The organism is Petroclostridium sp. X23 (genome assembly GCF_030013905.1).
In the GTDB taxonomy this organism is placed as follows: domain Bacteria; phylum Bacillota; class Clostridia; order SK-Y3; family SK-Y3; genus X23.
In genome coordinates this window covers 5,342,087-5,361,060 of sequence record NZ_CP124862.1, presented here as the reverse complement: position 1 = coordinate 5,361,060, position 18,974 = coordinate 5,342,087, and the positions used below count along the sequence as shown (strand labels likewise).

16 protein-coding genes and 1 riboswitch are annotated in these 18,974 nt (G+C 36.1%); of the genes, 5 read left to right on the top strand and 11 right to left on the bottom strand.

Annotation, left to right across the window (positions count from 1 at the left end; all coding sequences use genetic code 11):
- Positions 1-84: 84 nt before the first annotated feature.
- The 3 genes from tgt to QKW49_RS25095 form a co-directional block, all read right to left on the bottom strand.
- Positions 85-1,215, bottom strand: a complete 1,131-nt coding sequence (tgt, locus tag QKW49_RS25105) for a tRNA guanosine(34) transglycosylase Tgt (RefSeq protein ID WP_282865372.1) — start codon at positions 1,213-1,215, stop codon at positions 85-87.
- A gap of 84 nt (positions 1,216-1,299) precedes the next feature.
- Complete coding sequence (gene queA, locus QKW49_RS25100; protein ID WP_282865371.1) at positions 1,300-2,325, bottom strand: tRNA preQ1(34) S-adenosylmethionine ribosyltransferase-isomerase QueA; 1,026 nt, start codon at positions 2,323-2,325, stop codon at positions 1,300-1,302.
- 335 nt (positions 2,326-2,660) lie between these two features.
- Positions 2,661-4,331 (bottom strand): SpoIID/LytB domain-containing protein, encoded by a 1,671-nt coding sequence (locus QKW49_RS25095; RefSeq protein ID WP_282865370.1) that lies wholly within the window; start codon positions 4,329-4,331, stop codon positions 2,661-2,663.
- 159 nt (positions 4,332-4,490) lie between these two features.
- Positions 4,491-4,668, top strand: a riboswitch (Lysine riboswitch).
- Between the two features lie 161 nt (positions 4,669-4,829).
- On the opposite strand from QKW49_RS25095, the gene QKW49_RS25090 reads away from it, so the two are divergent.
- The 4 genes from QKW49_RS25090 to QKW49_RS25075 all read left to right on the top strand — a co-directional run bounded on the left by QKW49_RS25090 (position 4,830) and on the right by QKW49_RS25075 (position 8,187).
- Entirely contained in the window at positions 4,830-5,831 is a 1,002-nt protein-coding gene (locus QKW49_RS25090; protein WP_282865369.1) for an aspartate-semialdehyde dehydrogenase, read from the top strand.
- A gap of 198 nt (positions 5,832-6,029) precedes the next feature.
- Positions 6,030-6,920 (top strand): 4-hydroxy-tetrahydrodipicolinate synthase, encoded by an 891-nt coding sequence (gene dapA, locus QKW49_RS25085; RefSeq protein ID WP_282865368.1) that lies wholly within the window; start codon positions 6,030-6,032, stop codon positions 6,918-6,920.
- A 19-nt stretch (positions 6,921-6,939) separates the two neighbouring features.
- Positions 6,940-7,698, top strand: coding sequence for a 4-hydroxy-tetrahydrodipicolinate reductase (gene dapB, locus QKW49_RS25080; RefSeq protein WP_282865367.1), 759 nt, complete (start codon positions 6,940-6,942; stop codon positions 7,696-7,698).
- 18 nt (positions 7,699-7,716) lie between these two features.
- Complete coding sequence (locus QKW49_RS25075; RefSeq protein ID WP_282865366.1) at positions 7,717-8,187, top strand: ACT domain-containing protein; 471 nt, start codon at positions 7,717-7,719, stop codon at positions 8,185-8,187.
- Between the two features lie 51 nt (positions 8,188-8,238).
- On the opposite strand, the gene QKW49_RS25070 is transcribed toward QKW49_RS25075, so the two are convergent.
- Positions 8,239-8,775 (bottom strand): cob(I)yrinic acid a,c-diamide adenosyltransferase, encoded by a 537-nt coding sequence (locus QKW49_RS25070; protein WP_349239063.1) that lies wholly within the window; start codon positions 8,773-8,775, stop codon positions 8,239-8,241.
- Between the two features lie 214 nt (positions 8,776-8,989).
- Here QKW49_RS25070 and QKW49_RS25065 point away from each other — a divergent pair, with 214 nt between their 5' ends.
- Positions 8,990-10,201, top strand: a complete 1,212-nt coding sequence (locus QKW49_RS25065) for a transposase (RefSeq protein ID WP_282863267.1) — start codon at positions 8,990-8,992, stop codon at positions 10,199-10,201.
- Positions 10,202-10,417: 216 nt separating this feature from the next.
- Here QKW49_RS25065 and QKW49_RS25060 read toward each other — a convergent pair whose 3' ends face one another.
- The 7 genes from QKW49_RS25060 to QKW49_RS25030 all read right to left on the bottom strand — a co-directional run bounded on the left by QKW49_RS25060 (position 10,418) and on the right by QKW49_RS25030 (position 18,415).
- Complete coding sequence (locus QKW49_RS25060; protein ID WP_282865364.1) at positions 10,418-11,107, bottom strand: single-stranded DNA-binding protein; 690 nt, start codon at positions 11,105-11,107, stop codon at positions 10,418-10,420.
- A gap of 224 nt (positions 11,108-11,331) precedes the next feature.
- Positions 11,332-12,003 carry a Mur ligase family protein gene (locus tag QKW49_RS25055; RefSeq protein WP_282865363.1) on the bottom strand — a complete coding sequence of 224 codons (672 nt, stop codon included), beginning with the start codon at positions 12,001-12,003 and terminating at the stop codon, positions 11,332-11,334.
- A gap of 77 nt (positions 12,004-12,080) precedes the next feature.
- Positions 12,081-12,869: a polysaccharide deacetylase family protein gene (locus QKW49_RS25050; protein ID WP_282865362.1), complete on the bottom strand. Its 789-nt coding sequence runs from the start codon at positions 12,867-12,869 to the stop codon at positions 12,081-12,083.
- Positions 12,870-13,002: 133 nt separating this feature from the next.
- The gene (locus tag QKW49_RS25045; RefSeq protein WP_282865361.1) at positions 13,003-14,076 is read right to left on the bottom strand and encodes a response regulator; all 1,074 of its coding nucleotides are present in this window, start codon (positions 14,074-14,076) and stop codon (positions 13,003-13,005) included.
- A 60-nt stretch (positions 14,077-14,136) separates the two neighbouring features.
- On the bottom strand, positions 14,137-15,312 hold the full coding sequence (locus QKW49_RS25040) for a response regulator (protein WP_282865360.1): 1,176 nt from the start codon (positions 15,310-15,312) through the stop codon (positions 14,137-14,139).
- A gap of 21 nt (positions 15,313-15,333) precedes the next feature.
- Complete coding sequence (locus QKW49_RS25035; RefSeq protein ID WP_282865359.1) at positions 15,334-16,623, bottom strand: response regulator; 1,290 nt, start codon at positions 16,621-16,623, stop codon at positions 15,334-15,336.
- Positions 16,604-18,415 carry a PAS domain S-box protein gene (locus tag QKW49_RS25030; RefSeq protein WP_282865358.1) on the bottom strand — a complete coding sequence of 604 codons (1,812 nt, stop codon included), beginning with the start codon at positions 18,413-18,415 and terminating at the stop codon, positions 16,604-16,606. Before QKW49_RS25030 ends, QKW49_RS25035 begins: the two co-directional genes overlap by 20 nt.
- Between the last annotated feature and the right edge of the window lie 559 nt (positions 18,416-18,974).

The following is an 18,974-nucleotide window of genomic DNA, read 5'->3' as shown; positions in this document are numbered from 1 at the left end:
TTCTCCTTATATCAGTTCACGGTTCACGGTTTACAGTTCACAGATATAAAACCCGTTAATAACACCTGTAATCTGTATAGTAAATTATATTCGAATTGCGAATTTTTCTACATTTTCCCGCTTATATTCTTCAAATGCATCATGATCTATTGCATTTCTGATATTTTCCATCAATTTGTTATAAAAATACAGATTATGAAGTACACAAAGCCGCATACCCAGCATTTCCTTGGCTTTAAATAGATGCCTGATATATGCTCTGGAATAGTGTCTACAGGTCGGACATCCACACTCGGGGTCAATCGGCCTATCGTCCAATTCATATTTAGCATTTAATACATTCATGGTGCCATGCTGGGTAAACAGATGACCATGCCTTGCATTTCTGCTTACAATCACACAATCAAAGAAATCAATTCCTCTCGAAACGGCTTCCAGTATATTACTTGGCGTTCCTACCCCCATCAAATACCTGGGTTTGCCCGGAGGCATATGCGGTTCAACCACATCAATAATCCTATACATTTCTTCATGGCTTTCTCCGACCGCTAATCCGCCTATGGCATAACCCGGCAAATCCAGCTCAGCTATTTGTTTCATATTCTCTATCCTTAAGTCTTCATAAATTCCACCTTGATTTATTCCAAAAAGCATCTGCTGCTGATTAATTGTACCAGACAGAGCATTTAAGCGGTCCAACTCATTCTTGCAACGTATTAGCCAACGTACGGTACGTTCACATGACGCTTTTGTATATTCATAAGTCGAAGGATTTTCCACACACTCATCAAAAGCCATCGCAATAGTTGAAGCTAGATTGGACTGTATCTGCATACTTTCCTCCGGTCCCATAAATATTTTCCTGCCATCGATATGCGAGGAGAAATATACACCTTCTTCTTTTATCTTCCGCAGCGCAGCAAGAGAAAACACCTGAAAGCCCCCGCTGTCGGTAAGTATAGGTCCATCCCAATGCATAAACTTCTGCAACCCGCCTAATTGCCTGACCACTTTATCTCCCGGACGCAAGTGAAGATGATATGTATTTGAGAGCTCAACTTGACACCCTACCTCTTTCAAATCCATCGTTGAGACCGCTCCTTTGATAGCCGCAAGCGTTCCAACATTCATAAAAACCGGTGTCTGAATAACACCATGCGGAGTATTAAATTCCCCTCTTCGCGCTCTTCCATTCTTTTTATGTAATTTAAACAAATTCACCATTCCTTCTAGTAGCTCAACACCCATGATCCAGAGTTCATATTCTGTGAACTGTGAACCGTGAACTGTGAACTATTCTTAATAAATAAACATCGCATCTCCAAAACTGAAGAACCTATACCTTTCTTTAACAGCCGTCTCATAAGCCTCCATCATATTTTCACGTCCTGCCAGAGCGCTTACCAGCATGAGCAGTGTTGATTCCGGCAAATGAAAATTCGTGATCAACGCATCCACAGCTTTAAACCGATATCCCGGATAAATAAAAATATCCGTCCAACCGCTTCCTGCTGTCACCTCACCATTTTGCGACGCAGTTGTTTCAAGTGTTCTGCCACTGGTGGTCCCCACTGCAATGATTCGCCCATTCTCTTTCTTGCAGGCATTGATTCGTTCGGCAGCCTCTTCATTAAGAATATAGAACTCCGAATGCATCTTATGCTGTTGAATATTCTCAACTTTAACCGGCCGAAAAGTTCCTAATCCCACATGCAAAGTAATAAATACAACTTCCACACCTTTTTGCTTAATTTTCTCCAGCAGTTCATCAGTAAAATGAAGTCCCGCAGTAGGTGCCGCAGCCGACCCTTTATTCTTTGAATAAACAGTTTGATATCTTTCACGGTCTTCCAATCTCTTTGTAATATAGTGAGGCAGGGGCATTTCACCCAACCTGTCCAAAACTTGCTCAAAAATCCCCTCGTATTCAAATTGTACAATCCTGTTTCCATCATTCACAATACTTTTTATTTCGGCCTTCAGTTCACCATTCCCAAATACAAACCTAGATCCTATCTTTGCTCTCCGCCCCGGCTTTAAAATCACTTCCCATTCATTCTTCCCGGTTTGGTGCAAAAGTACAAATTCGATTTTCCCTCCGGTGTCTTCTTTAACACCGGATAATCTGGCCGGAATAACCCTTGTATCGTTAAGTACCAGGCAATCCCCCGACCTCAAATAATCTATAATGTTCCTAAACACATCATGACCGATTTGCCCTGTTTTCTTGTCTACCGTCATCAATTTAGACATCTGCCTATCTATTAAAGGTTCCTGAGCAATCAGTTCCTGAGGTAAATCATAATAAAAATCCTTAAGTCTCATTAAATGCTATCCCCCGCTATAAGAAATGTACAATGGACAATGGTTTTAAAAATGGACAATGTACAATTTTTTAGTTATAGGATTAAACATAGATACACGTACGGTATAATGCTAATATCTGAAACAACACTTCATCGTGTCATATAATCCCAATCTTACAACTACCTTCTGTACTTTTCCAACATCCGCTTTGTACTTCACTCATTATTTATTTTTTACTAGCTGTTTTCCATTGTACATTGTCCATTGTACATTGTCCATTATTCGTTATTCACTATTACTAGTATCTTTCATCACCTGATAATTATTACATGAAAATTCATGTGTGCGCAACATCATTCCACTTTTGTTCCTGGAAAATAGTGTTCAAGAATCTCATTATATTTAAATCCGTTCTCCGCCATCCCTAGTGCGCCCCATTGACTTAAACCGACACCATGCCCCCATCCTTTTCCTTCAAAGATATATGACTGAGGTATTACAGCATAGCTCTTTTTGGTATTGGCTCCTTTTGCATAAAATCTTCCTAACGAAGTGTTAATGGATGTTACACCGCTGCTGCTGATGACTTTTACCCCGGACCCGGACGCAATACTAACACTATCTGTATTTTTTCCGCCTATATAGATATCGCTATCTGTCTTGACCGTATAGTACTGACTATTTACGAAGTTTGCACCAAAGATTGTTCGAGTCTTATCCCGCTCAAATACATGCTCCCCTTTTGTTCCTATAATCTTGAGTTTTACTACCCGTCCTGCCGCCGAAAATTCAATAGGCTGCACTGAAGTAATCTTTCCCAAGTCATAGTTTTGCGCTTTTAATAATCCTTCTACTTTCTCCGGTGTCATCTCAAGACTCCATATTCCTTTGCTTGATCGATCGGTTGGCTCATAAGCATCCTCAACTCCAACAAGATACGGAACACCTGAACCACCCCAGACATTCCTTATATCTTCCGTATGACCTCCACTGCTGGAAAAGTAATATATATATGCAGGACTCCCGTTATAGGTTAGCACTTTTCCTCTGGTTTCTTCTACAGCTCTATTACAGTTGCTATTTTCAGAACTATAGCCCCCGTATACTTGGCTTGCGGTTGTAGAACACAGATTAAATCCAAAATTTGCATATTTATTTATATGAAGTGCGGCATATGTTCTGGCGGCTACAGCCTGCGCTTTTAACGCTTCCAACGGCCAATCCCCACCCATCTCCCGTGGTAATACACCGTATAAATATTGCTCAAGGTCTATCAGATTGATAACTGTCATATCGCTACCGGTGATTCTTTTAAACTCTGCCGCACCACGGTATTTTTTCCCATTAATACTGACGAGGGGAACCGTATCCTTACTCGGCACCGGTTGTATCAACAAGTGGAACGGACTGCTGTCGAATACAAGCTCCGGTACTTCTTTCCCTTTTTGCAATACCAGTACACTTGTAGCACTGGGCGAAATCACTTTGCTTTCTTTTGCATCCGCCTGTTTTACTTGCTCTAATTCAATTTGCGCATCCTCTTTTGATATATGTAATCCGATCCACACCTTAAAACTGCCATCTATAAACGCAGGAAAAGCTTTAAATCCTTGCTGTCTTAAACTATTGACTGCCTGCATCGCCAAGTCGTAATTGGCATAGGACCCACCTACCTGTATATGATAAGGTCCGTATTTGGTGCCACTGGGAATACCGGGGTTATTTGGAGAATACTCCAGCAACACGTTACCTGTATTGATAAAATATGTATCTTTTCGTACAACTAAACTCTTATTTGAAGTTTCAGTACTCAAACATAGGAACTGACCATCTTTTTCATATCCGATTTGGAATCCGGTATCAGAATTAATATCTATACTTGCAGGTGCGGATTTTTCAAAATAAATTCCAATCCGTATTTTTTCAGGTAGTCCTGCATATGCATATGCAGTATATCCGCTACTAAAAATCCCCAATACAACAGCTATGAGGACGATGATGGCTAAGTCCGTTTTTATTTTCATACTTCCAACTCCTCGACATAATTTTTTCCATTAGGTTTTATTCGACACATTTCACTTTTTTCCCTTCCTGTTTTTATGATAATTTTTTTAATTGACAAGCACGTTGAAAAAATATTTGACACTCTTAGGTTTACATGGTATGATATAAAAAAATAATACTTATGAGATAGAGGTGCATTTTTTATAAGTAAGCACAATAAGAGCCCGGGGTTCGATGCGTTGTGTTGAAAGGAAAAAATGCCGAAGGATTTAATGTACCGGTAAATTAAATCCTGGTTGTATAGTGAATAATTGTACAACTGTCATCAATTGACTTTGATGGAGAGCTATCTGTAACTGGAATTATCCCTGTACAATGTCGTGCAGACATATGTATAAGTGCGAATAATTTACAAGAACAGCTGGTTATCCTTAACCAGTTATTTTTATTTATTCCGATGAAAATTGTTAAATTAACAAATTGATTTTTCGTAAAATTATAATTAGGAGGCCATTAACATGAAAAAGTACAACATCGCCGTTGTAGGCGCTACCGGTATGGTAGGAAGGACATTCCTACAGGTTTTGGAAGAAATAAACCTGCCTGTAGAAAACTATTATTTATTCTCTTCCAGCAAATCCGCGGGTACAAAACTGGAATTTTTGGGTAAAGAGTATACTGTAGAAGAATTAACCGAGAATTCTTTCGATAGAGGTATTGATATCGCTCTATTCTCGGCCGGAGCCGGCACAAGCTTAAAATTCGCTCCAATCGCCGCATCTAAAGGATGTGTAGTCATTGACAACAGCAGCGCTTGGAGAATGAATCCCGAAATACCGCTTGTAGTACCTGAAGTAAATCCTTATGATATAAAGAAACATAACGGTATTATCGCTAATCCGAACTGCTCAACAATTCAAGCGGTCGTAGCGTTAAAACCCCTGCATGATAAATATACTATCAAAAGAATTGTATATTCTACTTACCAGGCTGTTTCAGGAGCAGGTCTGGGCGGATATCAGGATCTTGAAAGCGGTTTAAAAGGAGAGGCACCTAAAAAGTTCCCTCATCCTATTGCAAATAACTGTCTTCCCCACATCGATGTATTCCTGCCAAACGGCTATACAAAAGAAGAGATGAAAATGGTGGAAGAAACCAAGAAGATCTTAGGGGACCAAAGCTTGAAAATTACTGCTACCACAGTAAGAGTGCCTGTATTTAACAGCCACAGCGAATCTATCAACATAGAATTCGAAAAACCATTTGAGTTGGATGATTTAAAAACCACAATCGCCAATGCACCGGGCATTATTATTCAAGATGACCTGGAAAACAATGTATATCCTATGGCAGTAAACGCAGCAGGTAAAAATGAGGTTTTCGTAGGCAGAATCCGTAGAGACGAAAGCGTTGAAAGCGGCGTTAATCTCTGGGTTGTAGCCGATAACATCAGAAAAGGCGCAGCAACAAACACGATACAGATAGCACAAGAACTAATAAAAATGTGGAACGAAGAGTGAGAATCAATTAACAATTAATAATTAAAACCCTATTGGTTTGCTAGAATTTTAAATTAATTGTTCTTTTGTTAATGTCTTTGTCAATATGATTAATAATGAAGAAATAAGATATTTTAATAGCTCCTATTTCTTCATTATTAACTATTCACTATTAACTATTCACTATTACCTATTAACTACTTAGAAAGGTGGGATATTATGAAAAAGACGTTATTTACCGGCTCGGGTGTTGCTATTGTTACACCTTTTACAAACGATGGGGTGGATTTTGAAAAACTTGGCGAGTTATTGGAGTTTCAAATTGCAGAAAAAACAGATGCGATCATCATCTGCGGTACTACCGGGGAAGCTTCAACCATGCCTGATGATGAACATAAAGAAGCAATCAAATACACTGTTGATAAAGTCGCTGGAAGAATACCTGTAATCGCCGGTACAGGAAGCAATGATACCCAGCACTGTATTGATTTAAGTAAGTATTCGGAAGAAATCGGTGCAGATGGCTTACTTATTGTAACACCTTATTATAATAAGACTACCCAAAAAGGTTTGATCGCGCATTTTACCGCTGTTGCTAACAGTGTAAAGATTCCTATTATATTATATAATGTACCGGGAAGAACAGGATTGAATATCACTCCTCAAACGCTTAAAACCTTGTCTCAAATTGAAAACATCATAGGGATCAAGGAAGCAAGCGGTAACATTTCTCAAATTGCCCAAATGGTCGCTTTATGTGGCGATGACATGGACTTCTATACGGGCAATGATGATATGATCGTACCTATGCTTTCTTTAGGCGGGAAAGGTGTAATCTCTGTCGTTGCTAATATTGCTCCGAAAGCTACACATGATATTGTAGAAAAGTATTTAAGCGGTGATGTACAGGGAAGCAGAGATTTACAATTAAAGATGTTGGATTTGATTAATTCTTTATTTGTTGAAGTAAATCCGATTCCTGTTAAAACCGCAATGAATCTTCTTGGCTATAATGTAGGCAAATTAAGAATGCCACTAACCGATATGTCTGAGAAAAATCTTGAGATCCTGAAAAAGGCTCTTACCGATTACGGTTTTTCTCTCAAATAATTCAAAGGATGTGCAACCAATGATTAAGGTTATTCTAAGCGGCTGTAACGGAACAATGGGAAAAGTAATTACAAAACTTGTTTCGGAAAATGATGCTTATCAAATTACAGCCGGTATTGATTTAATGAATCAATCTGAAAGTGATTATCCTGTATATGGTAATCCAAATGATTGTAAGGAAGACGCAGATGTGATTATAGATTTTTCTCATCCTAATTCCTTGGAAAAACTGCTTCCCTTTGCAGTCGAAGGAAAAATCCCCCTTGTAGTAGCAACAACAGGATTGTCACAGCAGCAAATAACAAGACTTAAAGAAGTAGCTGAATGTATACCTGTCTTCTTTACCGCTAATATGTCTCTGGGTGTAAATCTCCTCATAGACTTGGTTTGCAGGGCTACAAAGTTGTTGGAAGACTCTTTTGATATAGAAATTATAGAAAAGCATCACAATAAAAAAATCGATGCACCCAGTGGAACGGCGCTTGCGATAGCAGATGCCATTTCCTCCACACTAACCGAATCTGCAGAATATGTATATGATCGTCATTCTGTCCGTAAAAAAAGAAATAAAAATGAAATTGGTATCCATGCAGTAAGAGGTGGAACAATCGTTGGGGATCACTCGGTTATTTTTGCAGGTACAGATGAGATATTTGAAATCAACCATATTGCTATGTCTAAAGAAATTTTTGCCGTAGGTTCTTTAAGAGCAGCAAAATACTTAGTTGAGCAAAAACCGGGGATGTATAATATGAAGGATCTAGTTGGCAGCCTATAATGAAAGGTGGCTGATATCATGATCGGAAAATCAATTACTACCTTATCTGTTGTGAATGATGTAACGCTGGTTACATTAAATAACATACCTAACAAGATAGAAACGATTGCCAATATATTTACCGCTATTGCAAAGGAAAGTGTGAATATTGATATGATCAGTCAAACCGCTCCTTATCGTGATGTAATCAATATTTCATTCACCCTACCCGATGATGCTCTTTCTACTGTACTTAATACGGTAGGCAGATTTAAAAAAACTATTCCGGAGTTACGTGTTGAAGTGAACTCCAATAATAGCAAATTATCTGTGTATGGTGAAGTGATGCGTACTACCCCTGGCGTAGCTGCAAGAGTATTTACCATATTAGCACAGGAAAATATACAGGTAAAGCTGGTAACGACTTCTGAAGTGGATATTTCTTGTCTTATCTACGAAAGAGATGCCGGAAAAGCTATGGAAGCAATCAAAAGAGAATTTAAAATATAATGGTCTAAAATAAAAACGTACCTTTTTACGGTACGTTTTTATTCTTTATGATTAATACTCAATTCCTTCTCTTGCTCCAATCCCTTTTTCCATAGGATGCTTAACAGGGATGATCTCAGAGACGTAATCAGCAAGGTCTATGAGGCTCTGAGGCGCATTTCTTCCGGTAAGTATCAATTCAATACCTGCCGGTTTATTTCTTATCAATTCACACACTTCTGACTCTGTAATCAACTTATTATGAAGCGCACCCATTATTTCATCCAATATTAAGAGATCGCATTGGCCACTCTTCATGGAATTTTTAGCAAATTCAAAAGCTAGCGCTATCTCTTCTTTTAATTCTCTTTTTTCAGCTTCATTCAAATTCCAAAAAAAATCCCTTTTTTTCTCGAATCTGAATATTTTAAAGCATTCTCCCAGCTTTTCGCAAGAAAACAACTCACCTGTCTCTGATGTTTTTAAAAACTGGACCATATAAACTTTCAGACCTCTCCCGGCGCTTCTGAACCCCTGGCCAAGCGCTGCGGTGGTTTTGCCTTTTCCATTTCCTGTATAAATATGTACTAGTCCCTTTATCAATATCATCACCCTCTTAATCGTTTTGTCCTACGTAAATATTTTATCAGCAATATCATCCGCATTCAAGAAATTAGATATTCTAATATACAAATGAGTTAATTTCATAATTTCTAATCCTTGAAAACACAAGGTTAGAAAAAAGCATAAAAAATAGTTTACCCCAATCCGATAAATAATTCGTCCAAACAATCCACAGAAAGGAGTAAACGTTGTACGAATTATGAATCGGCAAACAACATTATTTACTTTAGAGCAAATTATAGAAATTCAACCATTAACAAAATTACAAGCTGTTTTAACATTTATTGATTATTCAATTATGCTTGAAACTTTTAAAATTGATGTCAGCAAACGTGGTCCTAAAGGATTTGCGTATACCAGCTTGCTCAATGCTTTACTTGCAATGCAAATAGATCAAATACCTACTATTAAAGCATTAGTTAAAAGGTTGAAAACAGACCCCGTTTTAAGAGTAACCTGCGGGTTTGATACTATTGGCAAAACGCCTAGTGCTTCAACTTTCTCTAGGTTTATAGAAAAGCTCTCTAAAACCGATGTACTTGAAAAAACTTTTCAGAGAATGGTTCGTAGAGCCAAAACCTTGGGACTTATTAATGGTTCCCATGTCTCAATAGATGCATCGAAAATTGATGCCTTTGAGCATGCTGTACCAAAATCAAAAATACCAGAAAACAATCCAGAGTTTCCTCACTGGGGTGCCAAGCAAGATACCAATGGCAATATGATAAAATGGTTTGGTTGGAAGATGCATGCTGTAGTAGATACAACAAGCGGAATCCCATTAGGGTACATCATAACCCCTGCAAATGTTGCAGATATGGTAATGGCAATACCACTAATGAATAAGCTTAAGGCAGATTATGAAGACTTATTCAAACCATCTTACTACATTATGGATACAGGCTATGATATACCATCTATCTATCAACATGCTGTATCATTTGGTGCTCAAGCTATTATGCCAATTAACTGGAGAAATACGAAAACTCCACCTGAAGGCATTAACTGGGAAGGTCAACTTGTTTGCACCATGAATTATCCGTATGTGAATGGTGGAAATGATAATGGAACCATTCGGTTATTATGTCCCCACGCTTGCGGAAAAGCCAATTGTCCTATGGGTTCAAGTTGGTGTACGAGTACAAAATCAGGATACATTGGCAAAGTTAAAATTAAGGATAATCCACGGTTTATATCTTATCCATTACGAGGAACAGAAGCATGGGACAATCTATATGATGAAAGAACATCCGTTGAACGCTTTTTTGGTGATGGAAAAGAAAACTATGCTTTAAACAATCTGCGTGTAGCAGGGCTAAAAAAAGCAAAAGTATTCATGGATTTAGCCTGCATTGCAATTATTGCTACAAGAATTACAAAAGCAGAACAATCAAAAAATATTGCAGCTTAGTATTTTAATTATCAAGGAACAGGAGATGATATTTCTTAATTTCAAAACTATATAGTTGTGGATAACTATCTATTGTAAGGATAGTCTAACCTTTTTTTGCACAATTTCAAAAATATCAGTAGGAATTATCCACATTCTTGATTTTTGAATTATGAAATATCCTCAAATATAAAGCAAAGTATACACCCTGCTTTATATATATAATATAATATTATATTATTCGTCATTGTCAGATGGATCATTCTCGGTATCATTTGTATCACTCTCAAAGCTGCCATCGCTATTTGCAATTTCCATTTTTGATATGGATACTTCATATGCTACTTTAGAGACTGTATCTTCATCATTAATTTTCTTCTGATACTCTCTGCTTTGTATCCGGCCCCAGACTTTTATATTCTCTCCGACTTTTAATATCCCGGAATACCGTGCATTCCTACCCCAAGCGATGCAAGGTATGTAATCGGATTTATTATATGCTCTGTTTACAGCTAGCAATATATCACATATTTCTCTTCCAAAGGGGGTTGTTCTATATATGGGATGTTTGCAAATATATCCATTCAGAAATATTGAATTCGGATTTTTGACTTTCTTATCATCTTGTAATTGATTAATATCTTTCGCAAATACTGTTAATATTAGCTTATTTCCCTCATTATTATAGTTGTTATATGAACGGAACTGTCCGGCAACCTCAATCTGGTCTCCTATTCTCAAATTCATATCTTCCAACAACCTCTCCGATACGGTTATTGGAATATAATCTGCCACATCACTTAATCTTGATACTTTTAATGTAAAATTGTAAAACCCCTCACCATACACCTTATGGTTAAATATTAGCTCACTGTCCACTTCACCAATAATTTCTACCAGATTATTATCTAAAGTGTTTTCCACCATTACTCCCCCACTCTCCTCTTGATTATTCATCTGTTGAAAAGGTTTATCTAATGATATATTTATTCAGACAAACTGATTTTTAGAAGTCTTTTTTAGTACAAAAACTTTCTATCCAACAGTGAATAAAAACAGAAGAGTGCTAAAGTATATTAAATTATATTGATGGGATGGCAACATTCAAAACACATGCAGATCTACTTAAACATTCGAACATCATTATGCCTTCATAGTATAGTCATTTGGCGAATGGACTTTATACTGACGCCACAAATGATTGCAGTAGTAACTGCTGCCAGCAGCGCATATATATCCTTATCTACCGAAGAAAATATTCTTATTGGAAACTCCTGCGGCTCAATAGCAAACTTATTTAATGTAGTAATAATTCTTTGAATACAATAGTTTAAGGAAATATCCTGTACATCTTGTTCTATGCTTGAAGCCGTTATTGTAGCTTTAGAATTAAGGCCATAAGTAATTACGCACATCCTGGTTCCTTTTAACAATTCTAAAACTGTATTATCATCATTATTTACAATCGCAATATTTTGTTTTTCCATTGACTCAAATAGCTTTTTATATATAATCACTTTTTCATCATTATATCTATCTCCGGTATCATTTTTAAAATTATTATAAATTAATACATTGAATTTAATATTGTCATAAACACCCTCGGCAATTCTCTCCGGAATAATCTTTATCACCGCAATTTCAATATCATTTTTGCGCAATTCATCTATGTAGCTCTTTAATGCCATACGTGGTGGAGTTGAAGAATGAAAGTCATACGATTCTATCATACTATTTCTGATCTTTGTGCTTCCAATGATCTCTCTAAGGATCTGAATGGTCTTGGACGTCTGCTCGTTTTCACATATTCCAACTATTATCACTATTTCAACCCCTATCACGATTTATTTCAATATCTTTATGTTTTACAGATTATTATCGTATTATGTAATATATTATTCTAGTCCAGAGATGTTTTTTCCTGAATATCTGAAATTTGTTTTCCTGTATGATCCATATGAAAGTTCTCTCTATAGATTAACTCAGAAATCGGAACGATTTTATAGTCTTGTTTTTGTAATGTCTCAAGTATTTCAGGCAAAGCTGCGGGTGTGTATTTCGCAGCATTATGGAATAAAACAATGGAGCCATTGGTTACCCTTTTTGTTACTCTTTCTACAATTGCATCAACGCCCAATTCTTTCCAATCCAATGAGTCAACATCCCATTGAATGGTGTAATGCCCCATTTCCCGACAGGTCTGTACCACCTTGTCATTGTAGTCCCCGTATGGAGGTCTGAATAGAAACGGCCTCTTACCGGTAATTGCTTCTATCTTATCATCACATTTTTTGAGCTCTTCTTTCATTTTTTCAACAGACAATTGGGTCATATGAGGGTGCGTATTGGAATGATTCATAATTTCATGGCCTGCATCACTTAAAGCTTTTACGGATTCAGGATACTTATCAACCCATCCTCCTACTACAAAGAAAGTGGTTTTTACTCCATACTGCTCCAATATCTTTATCAAATCATCGGTATCTTCATTTCCCCATGCAGCATCAAAACTGATTGCAATGGTTTTATCCTGTCTGTCCACATAATAAATAGGCAAGTCTTTTTTAGGTTTTATTGCTGAAAAGACACTCACTGTACCATCCCACCCAAACGATACCAAACTGCATAATAAAATAAAAACAAGACTATAGATAATGATTTTATCTTTATGAATTATTATTATTTTCACTCATTTCATCTCCTTTATTATTTCTATGTCTTAGTAAATTTTATTCTCATTAATAGTGATTATGACAAAAAGAGATGAAAAAATGTGAGCAGTAACTACTCACATTTTCTTTATCTATGATTTAAATTTTAGATTACGATTTTTTCCCGATATGCATTTGGATTTTAGCAAATAGTTTATTCTCTTGTATTTCGATCAGCGCATTCCCCTTGAGATATTTACATATTTCGTTAAATAAGATATTAATATTTTTTAACTCCAGGCCATTAAAGCAATCATTTAAAGTGTATTTCGCAGCATTCAAATATTCAATAGACATGTAAAACTCCAGCTTAATGTTACTTTCCTTTAGTTCCGAAGTTATGACACACGCCCATTTACATGTTTCGTTGCCCTTTAAAGCATAATCACATAACGTAGTCAAAATATACATCAATAGCTTGTAATTGTCATGAAAGTTTCCAGTCGTTATCTTATCCAAATTAATAATTACTATATTATTGTTATTCTTCTTTACATAGCTTTCCAACTCACTACTGACTTTTCTAATATCAAAATCAACAAGTTCGGATGGAAGCGTATCTAAATATCCTATATAAAATTTCTCGGTTGCTTTTAGCATTTCCCTCATCTTCAAAATATAAGGATCAATATTATTAACGCCCCTGATTTCTTCATCAATCTTATTTAAAGAGAATTTGTATAATGACTTAATATTTTCAAAATCCTTCTTACTTTCTGATAACCTTTCTTCCATAATTTTTAATATATTTTGGTAAGAGGCATTTCTAACTTCAAGTGCATTTCTGAGCTTTACACTATCCATTTGTAAATTGTAATACTCTATTGATTGATTGATCACCAGTTTAAATTCTTCTTCCAATTTCCAAGGCTTTGTAATAAATTTAAAGATATCTGCTTGATTCAATGTAACCAAAATCTGCTGAAGCTGAACATAGCCTGATAGGACTACTCTTACAGTTTGAGGGGATTTTTCTTTCACAATTTTTAAAAGCTCAAGTCCATTCATTCCTGGCATTCTCATATCTGTAACAATTACGCTGATTTCTTCTTTTTCAATGACCTTAAGTGCTTCTTGACCACTCTCCACAAAAATACATCTATAATCCTCATCAACCAAACCTCTTTTCAGGGAATTAAGAACATTAATTTCATCGTCCACAAATAGAACAGTATTCTTCTTCATATATCTCCCCCTCCTTAGTAATAAAGCCTTAATAGTACGGTTTTATCCGATAATGAACAATCATAAAACTTCTACCTCTGATAAAATTTTTCTACAATCTTCTTCCGAGATTCCTAATAATTTATAAGTATCTCTATCGATATTGGAATATTTTTCTTTACCCAACTGCTGCCATGAATAATTGTCAGCGATATGTACAATTGCTACCAGTTCTTTGTTAATAATACGATCATCCAGCGGGCTATGGTGAAACAACGTGGACTCTACAATGGGATGAGGCAGCTCCCACCAACTGAGAAGATATCCCCCCATTTCCTGATGTGATATATTCATAATCTCTTTTTCAGCTTCAACAATAGTCATCCCCTGATCATTCTCAGTGATATTAATTACTTCTTTGTATTTCTCTCCGAAATTATTTAATAATGCTATTTTCCCAATATCATGCAATAGACCGGCAGTCATATATGTATTAGGCAAGCTCTTGCATAGAGCCTTTTCGTAAAACAAACTTACCATTTTATTACACATGCAAGAATGTCTCCACAATAAATCCTTATTAAATAAAACAGACTTCATTTTCAAAGTACTAAAAACACTTGTTGACAAAACAACGTTCCTGATATTCGTTAACCCCAGATAAAGAATTGCCTGGTTGACTGATCCGGTTTTAGCTCCATAAAATGCAGAATTAGCGATATGTAATAATTTTGCGGAAATCGAAGGATCTTGTTCCACAGTGTTAGCAATCGCCTTTATGTCGACATCCTCATCTATCAGGGAACAAAGCTTATGGTACAATGCCGGTATGGTAGGTATTTCATCTAAATTATTAACTAGGGCGAGTACGGTATCATTTTTTATTAGTGCTTCTGTTTCAAAAATCTGATTGATGGTTTCTATAAATTTCTGATTATCCCATGGCTTCAGCAGGTATAATCTTGCAAGATTATTCTGCAGTGCTTTAAATATTAGATTTTCTTCAGCATAACCACTTAATATAAGACGGAGTATCAACGGGTACTTTTCTTTAACTTTTTTTAGCAGCTGATATCCATCCATATTTGGCATCCTCATATCTGTAATGATCATATGAATAGCCTCTTGTTCGAGAATACGGAGTGCTTCCTCACCGTTTTCAGCAAAAAAAACATTATACTGTGTATCCATAAAAAGCCGTCTAATTGCCTTGAGAATCTGGCGTTCATCATCTACAAACAATATTGCCTTCTTCACCCTGCATCCCTCCATAAAGTCTTAAGTAATTGGAAGCTTAATAAAAAAATCTGTTCCTTCATTAATATTACTGTTAGCGCTTAATTGTCCCTTGTGCTTATTTACGATGATATCATAGCAGATGCTCAATCCTAAGCCGGTCCCCTCGCCAACATCTTTTGTGGTAAAAAAAGGATCAAATATCTTCGCCATGATTTCTTCTTTGATTCCGGGTCCATCATCCGAAATCTTGATTACAATATTATCATCTTCCATATATGTATTAATGCAAATACAGCCTTTCTCTTGTCTTTGTTGGCTCTTTATAGCTTGGACTGCATTTATAACCATATTGACGATAACCTGTCCTATCTGTCCCCGATTACAATATACGGGATCCAAATCACATAATTCCATTTTGATATCCGCAAAATATTTTACTTCGTTTCTTGTAATCATTAATGCTTCTTCAATAATTTCATCAATACTATGATAATTAAAATCGTCCTCAAGTCCCGTTCTGGCAAATCGCTTCAAACTTTGTACGATATTTGTAACCCGTTCGACACCTTCTCTTGAATCTTTAATAAGATCATCCAGGTCACTAATAACAAACTCAAGATGAACTGCATTTTCCAGCTCAAGAATAGCTGCTTTTTCTTCAATCAGCTTATCATAATTATCCTCTGGGTCATCAATTTTATCTATAATCTCCCGATATCTTTTAATCATATTTTTAATCTTGCTAATATACTGTACCAATGTTTCAAAGTTACTGGATATAAAACCCATCGGGTTGTTAATCTCATGGGCAACTCCTGCGGCAAGTTCTCCAATCGCTGCCATCTTTTCTTTTTGTATCAGAAAAAGCTGTGCTTCTTTAAGCTTTTTGGTCATTTCATTTAATTCCTGATTTTGCTTCATAGTCAATGCAAGCATTCTATTTAACTCTTTATGATATTTCCGTACCCGGATAGCTGCATTAACGCGGGCAATAAAATCAATAGGCTCTATAGGTTTATTGATAAAATCATTGGCACCGGAATCAAAACATTCTTTTAACGAAAATTTATCTGTTGTTGCCGTAAGCATGAGGATCTGTATATCTTTGTTGTGGGGATTCATACGGATCTGCTTTAAAACTTCAACCCCCGTTATTTCCGGCATGATGATGTCAAGCAGAATAATATCAATATCCTCCGATTCAAGTATTTCCAAGGCTTTATAGCCTGAGTTGCACATGACTATTTCGCAATTGATCTTTCCTTCTATCAATGTATTCTTTGCTACCTGTAAACTGAAATTGTTATCATCAACCATGAGTATCTTCATACTTTCCCTCCTCCATTATCTCACTTACAGTATCTATTTTTACCGGAAGCTTAACAGTAAATTTTGTTCCCACACCAACCGTACTATCCACTGTAATATCTCCTTTATGCTTATTCACAATAATATCATAGGAAATACTAAGTCCTAGCCCTGTTCCTTCTCCTACTTTCTTAGTCGTATAGAATGGTTCAAAGATTCTATTTAGACTTTCCTTCGGTATACCGATTCCATTGTCTTGAATACTGCAATAGACATATTGATTTTCATAATAAGTCATTATGCAGATACTTCCCGGTTCCGTTGACTGTTTTGCTTTAATAGCTTGTATGCCGTTAATAATAGTATTAAGCAATACTTGATTGATCTGCCCTCCATTGGCAAAAATACTTGGGATATTGCCCAGCCTTTCCTCTACTTTCGCATAATACTTGATTTCGTTATGTGCAACAATAAGCGTATTTTTGATGCCGGCATTTAAATCATATTCCAAAAATTCATTTTGCTGGTCACCACGTGAAAAATTCCTTAGGCTGGTAACAATTTTGCTGATACGGCCTAACCCATCGTATGTGTCTTGATATAAATCCTCAAAGTCTTCAAAGATAAAATCTATTTTGCTATCTGTCTCTACATCGGTAATACATCGAATAGCTTGATAGTTATCTTGCACATTTTTTTGCTCTAGGCAGGCTTTAGCATTTCTATATCCGTCAATAGTCTCTTTTAACTTGCTAATATATTTTTCTAAGGTTTCAACGTTACTCATTACAAAACCAAGAGGGTTATTGATCTCATGGGCAATACCTGCAGCCAATTGTCCGATCCCTGCCAGCTTCTCATTTTGTATCAGCTGTGTTTGCGTTAGCTTTAGCTTTTTCACTGTTTCTTCCAGTTTTTTATTGTTTTCCCCCAGCCTCTGCAGCAACAGCTTCTTTGCTGTAATATCGGTAAAAATGCCAACGAAATAACCCTTTGCCGGACTATAAGATGAAAAATTTGTCCACACTCCTATATCTTTAAGATAAATTTCAAAGTTCGCTTTTTCTCCGGTCAATGCAACTTTCCCACAAAGCTCAAAGATGTTTGGCGTAGCATTTTTGAGGAACGGAGTTGATTCCAACGCACTTTTTCCGATAATCTCCTCACGTTTTAATCCTACTGTCTCAAAAAAAGCATTATTCGCCTCCAGTGTAATAAAATCAATCGTTTTTCCTTCATCATCCAAAATTATTTGAGAAAACACAAAACATTCGTTCAAGTTCATAATCAGCGAACGATATCTCTCTTCACTTTCACGCAGCATCTTTTCAGCATTTTTTCTCTCAGAAATATCACGGATAACGCTCATCAGTATTTTATGTTCACCTATCTTAACACCACTAGAGCTAACTTCAACCGGGAAACAACTTCCATCCTTACGAATATGTACCGTCTCAAAGAAGATTCCCTCATCCTGTGCCTGCTTAAGCTGATTCTTAGGCAGCGAACCAGGTTCGCGCAAATTATAAACCGTTAAAGCCGTCAACTCTTGATAGGTGTATCCATAAGCTTGGACTGCGGCATGATTGGCGTCAAGGATTTTTCCATCTAGTCCCACGAATAAGATAATATCTTTTGCTTTCTCAGTTAATAGCTTATAACGGATACTTTCATCCTGCCTTTTTTCAAAATCCAGTATAGGTATTTCCGATCTTATTGTACAAAACATCTTATATATAAAGTAATAAGCTACTCCTTTAAAACTATGGCCTGCTATATTAAAAATCCGATATTCATTTGAAGAGACAGACATTTGAAATTCACCTATTGAAAATATATTACTTATAACAGATAAAAAATAAAGAAAATTAGCAGTTCCGGCAAACGCTGCCACTAAGCTCAAAAAAACAAATTTGTTATTTTCAGTAAGCCTGTACCTATTGAGGCAAGTTATAAAAATTAAAAATGATATACTAGAACAGTATGCTTCTATTGAAATATGTAATAAAGCATAATTATAAAATCCAACACAAATTAAAGCGGTCATGCCAGCTGCAAATAAAAGAATTTGAAATATCATTTTATAAAACCCTTCTTTTTGAGATAGAATGAACTTCGACATATGAACACAACCCCTTAAAACAATAGATGCAAGCTTAATAAAATGATATCACCAAACAAAGCTCATATAACAAAATTATTAGAAATATTAATACTTTAGTATAATTATATCATAATATGACATAAATTACTAAAATTTTATTAGGGAGTATAAATAATTTTGTGTATTTGATTTGAACAGACTCATTTCCGGTCAAATAATCAGCTGTTAATATTTAAATTTATTTATCAATGAATATAAAGAACCGTTG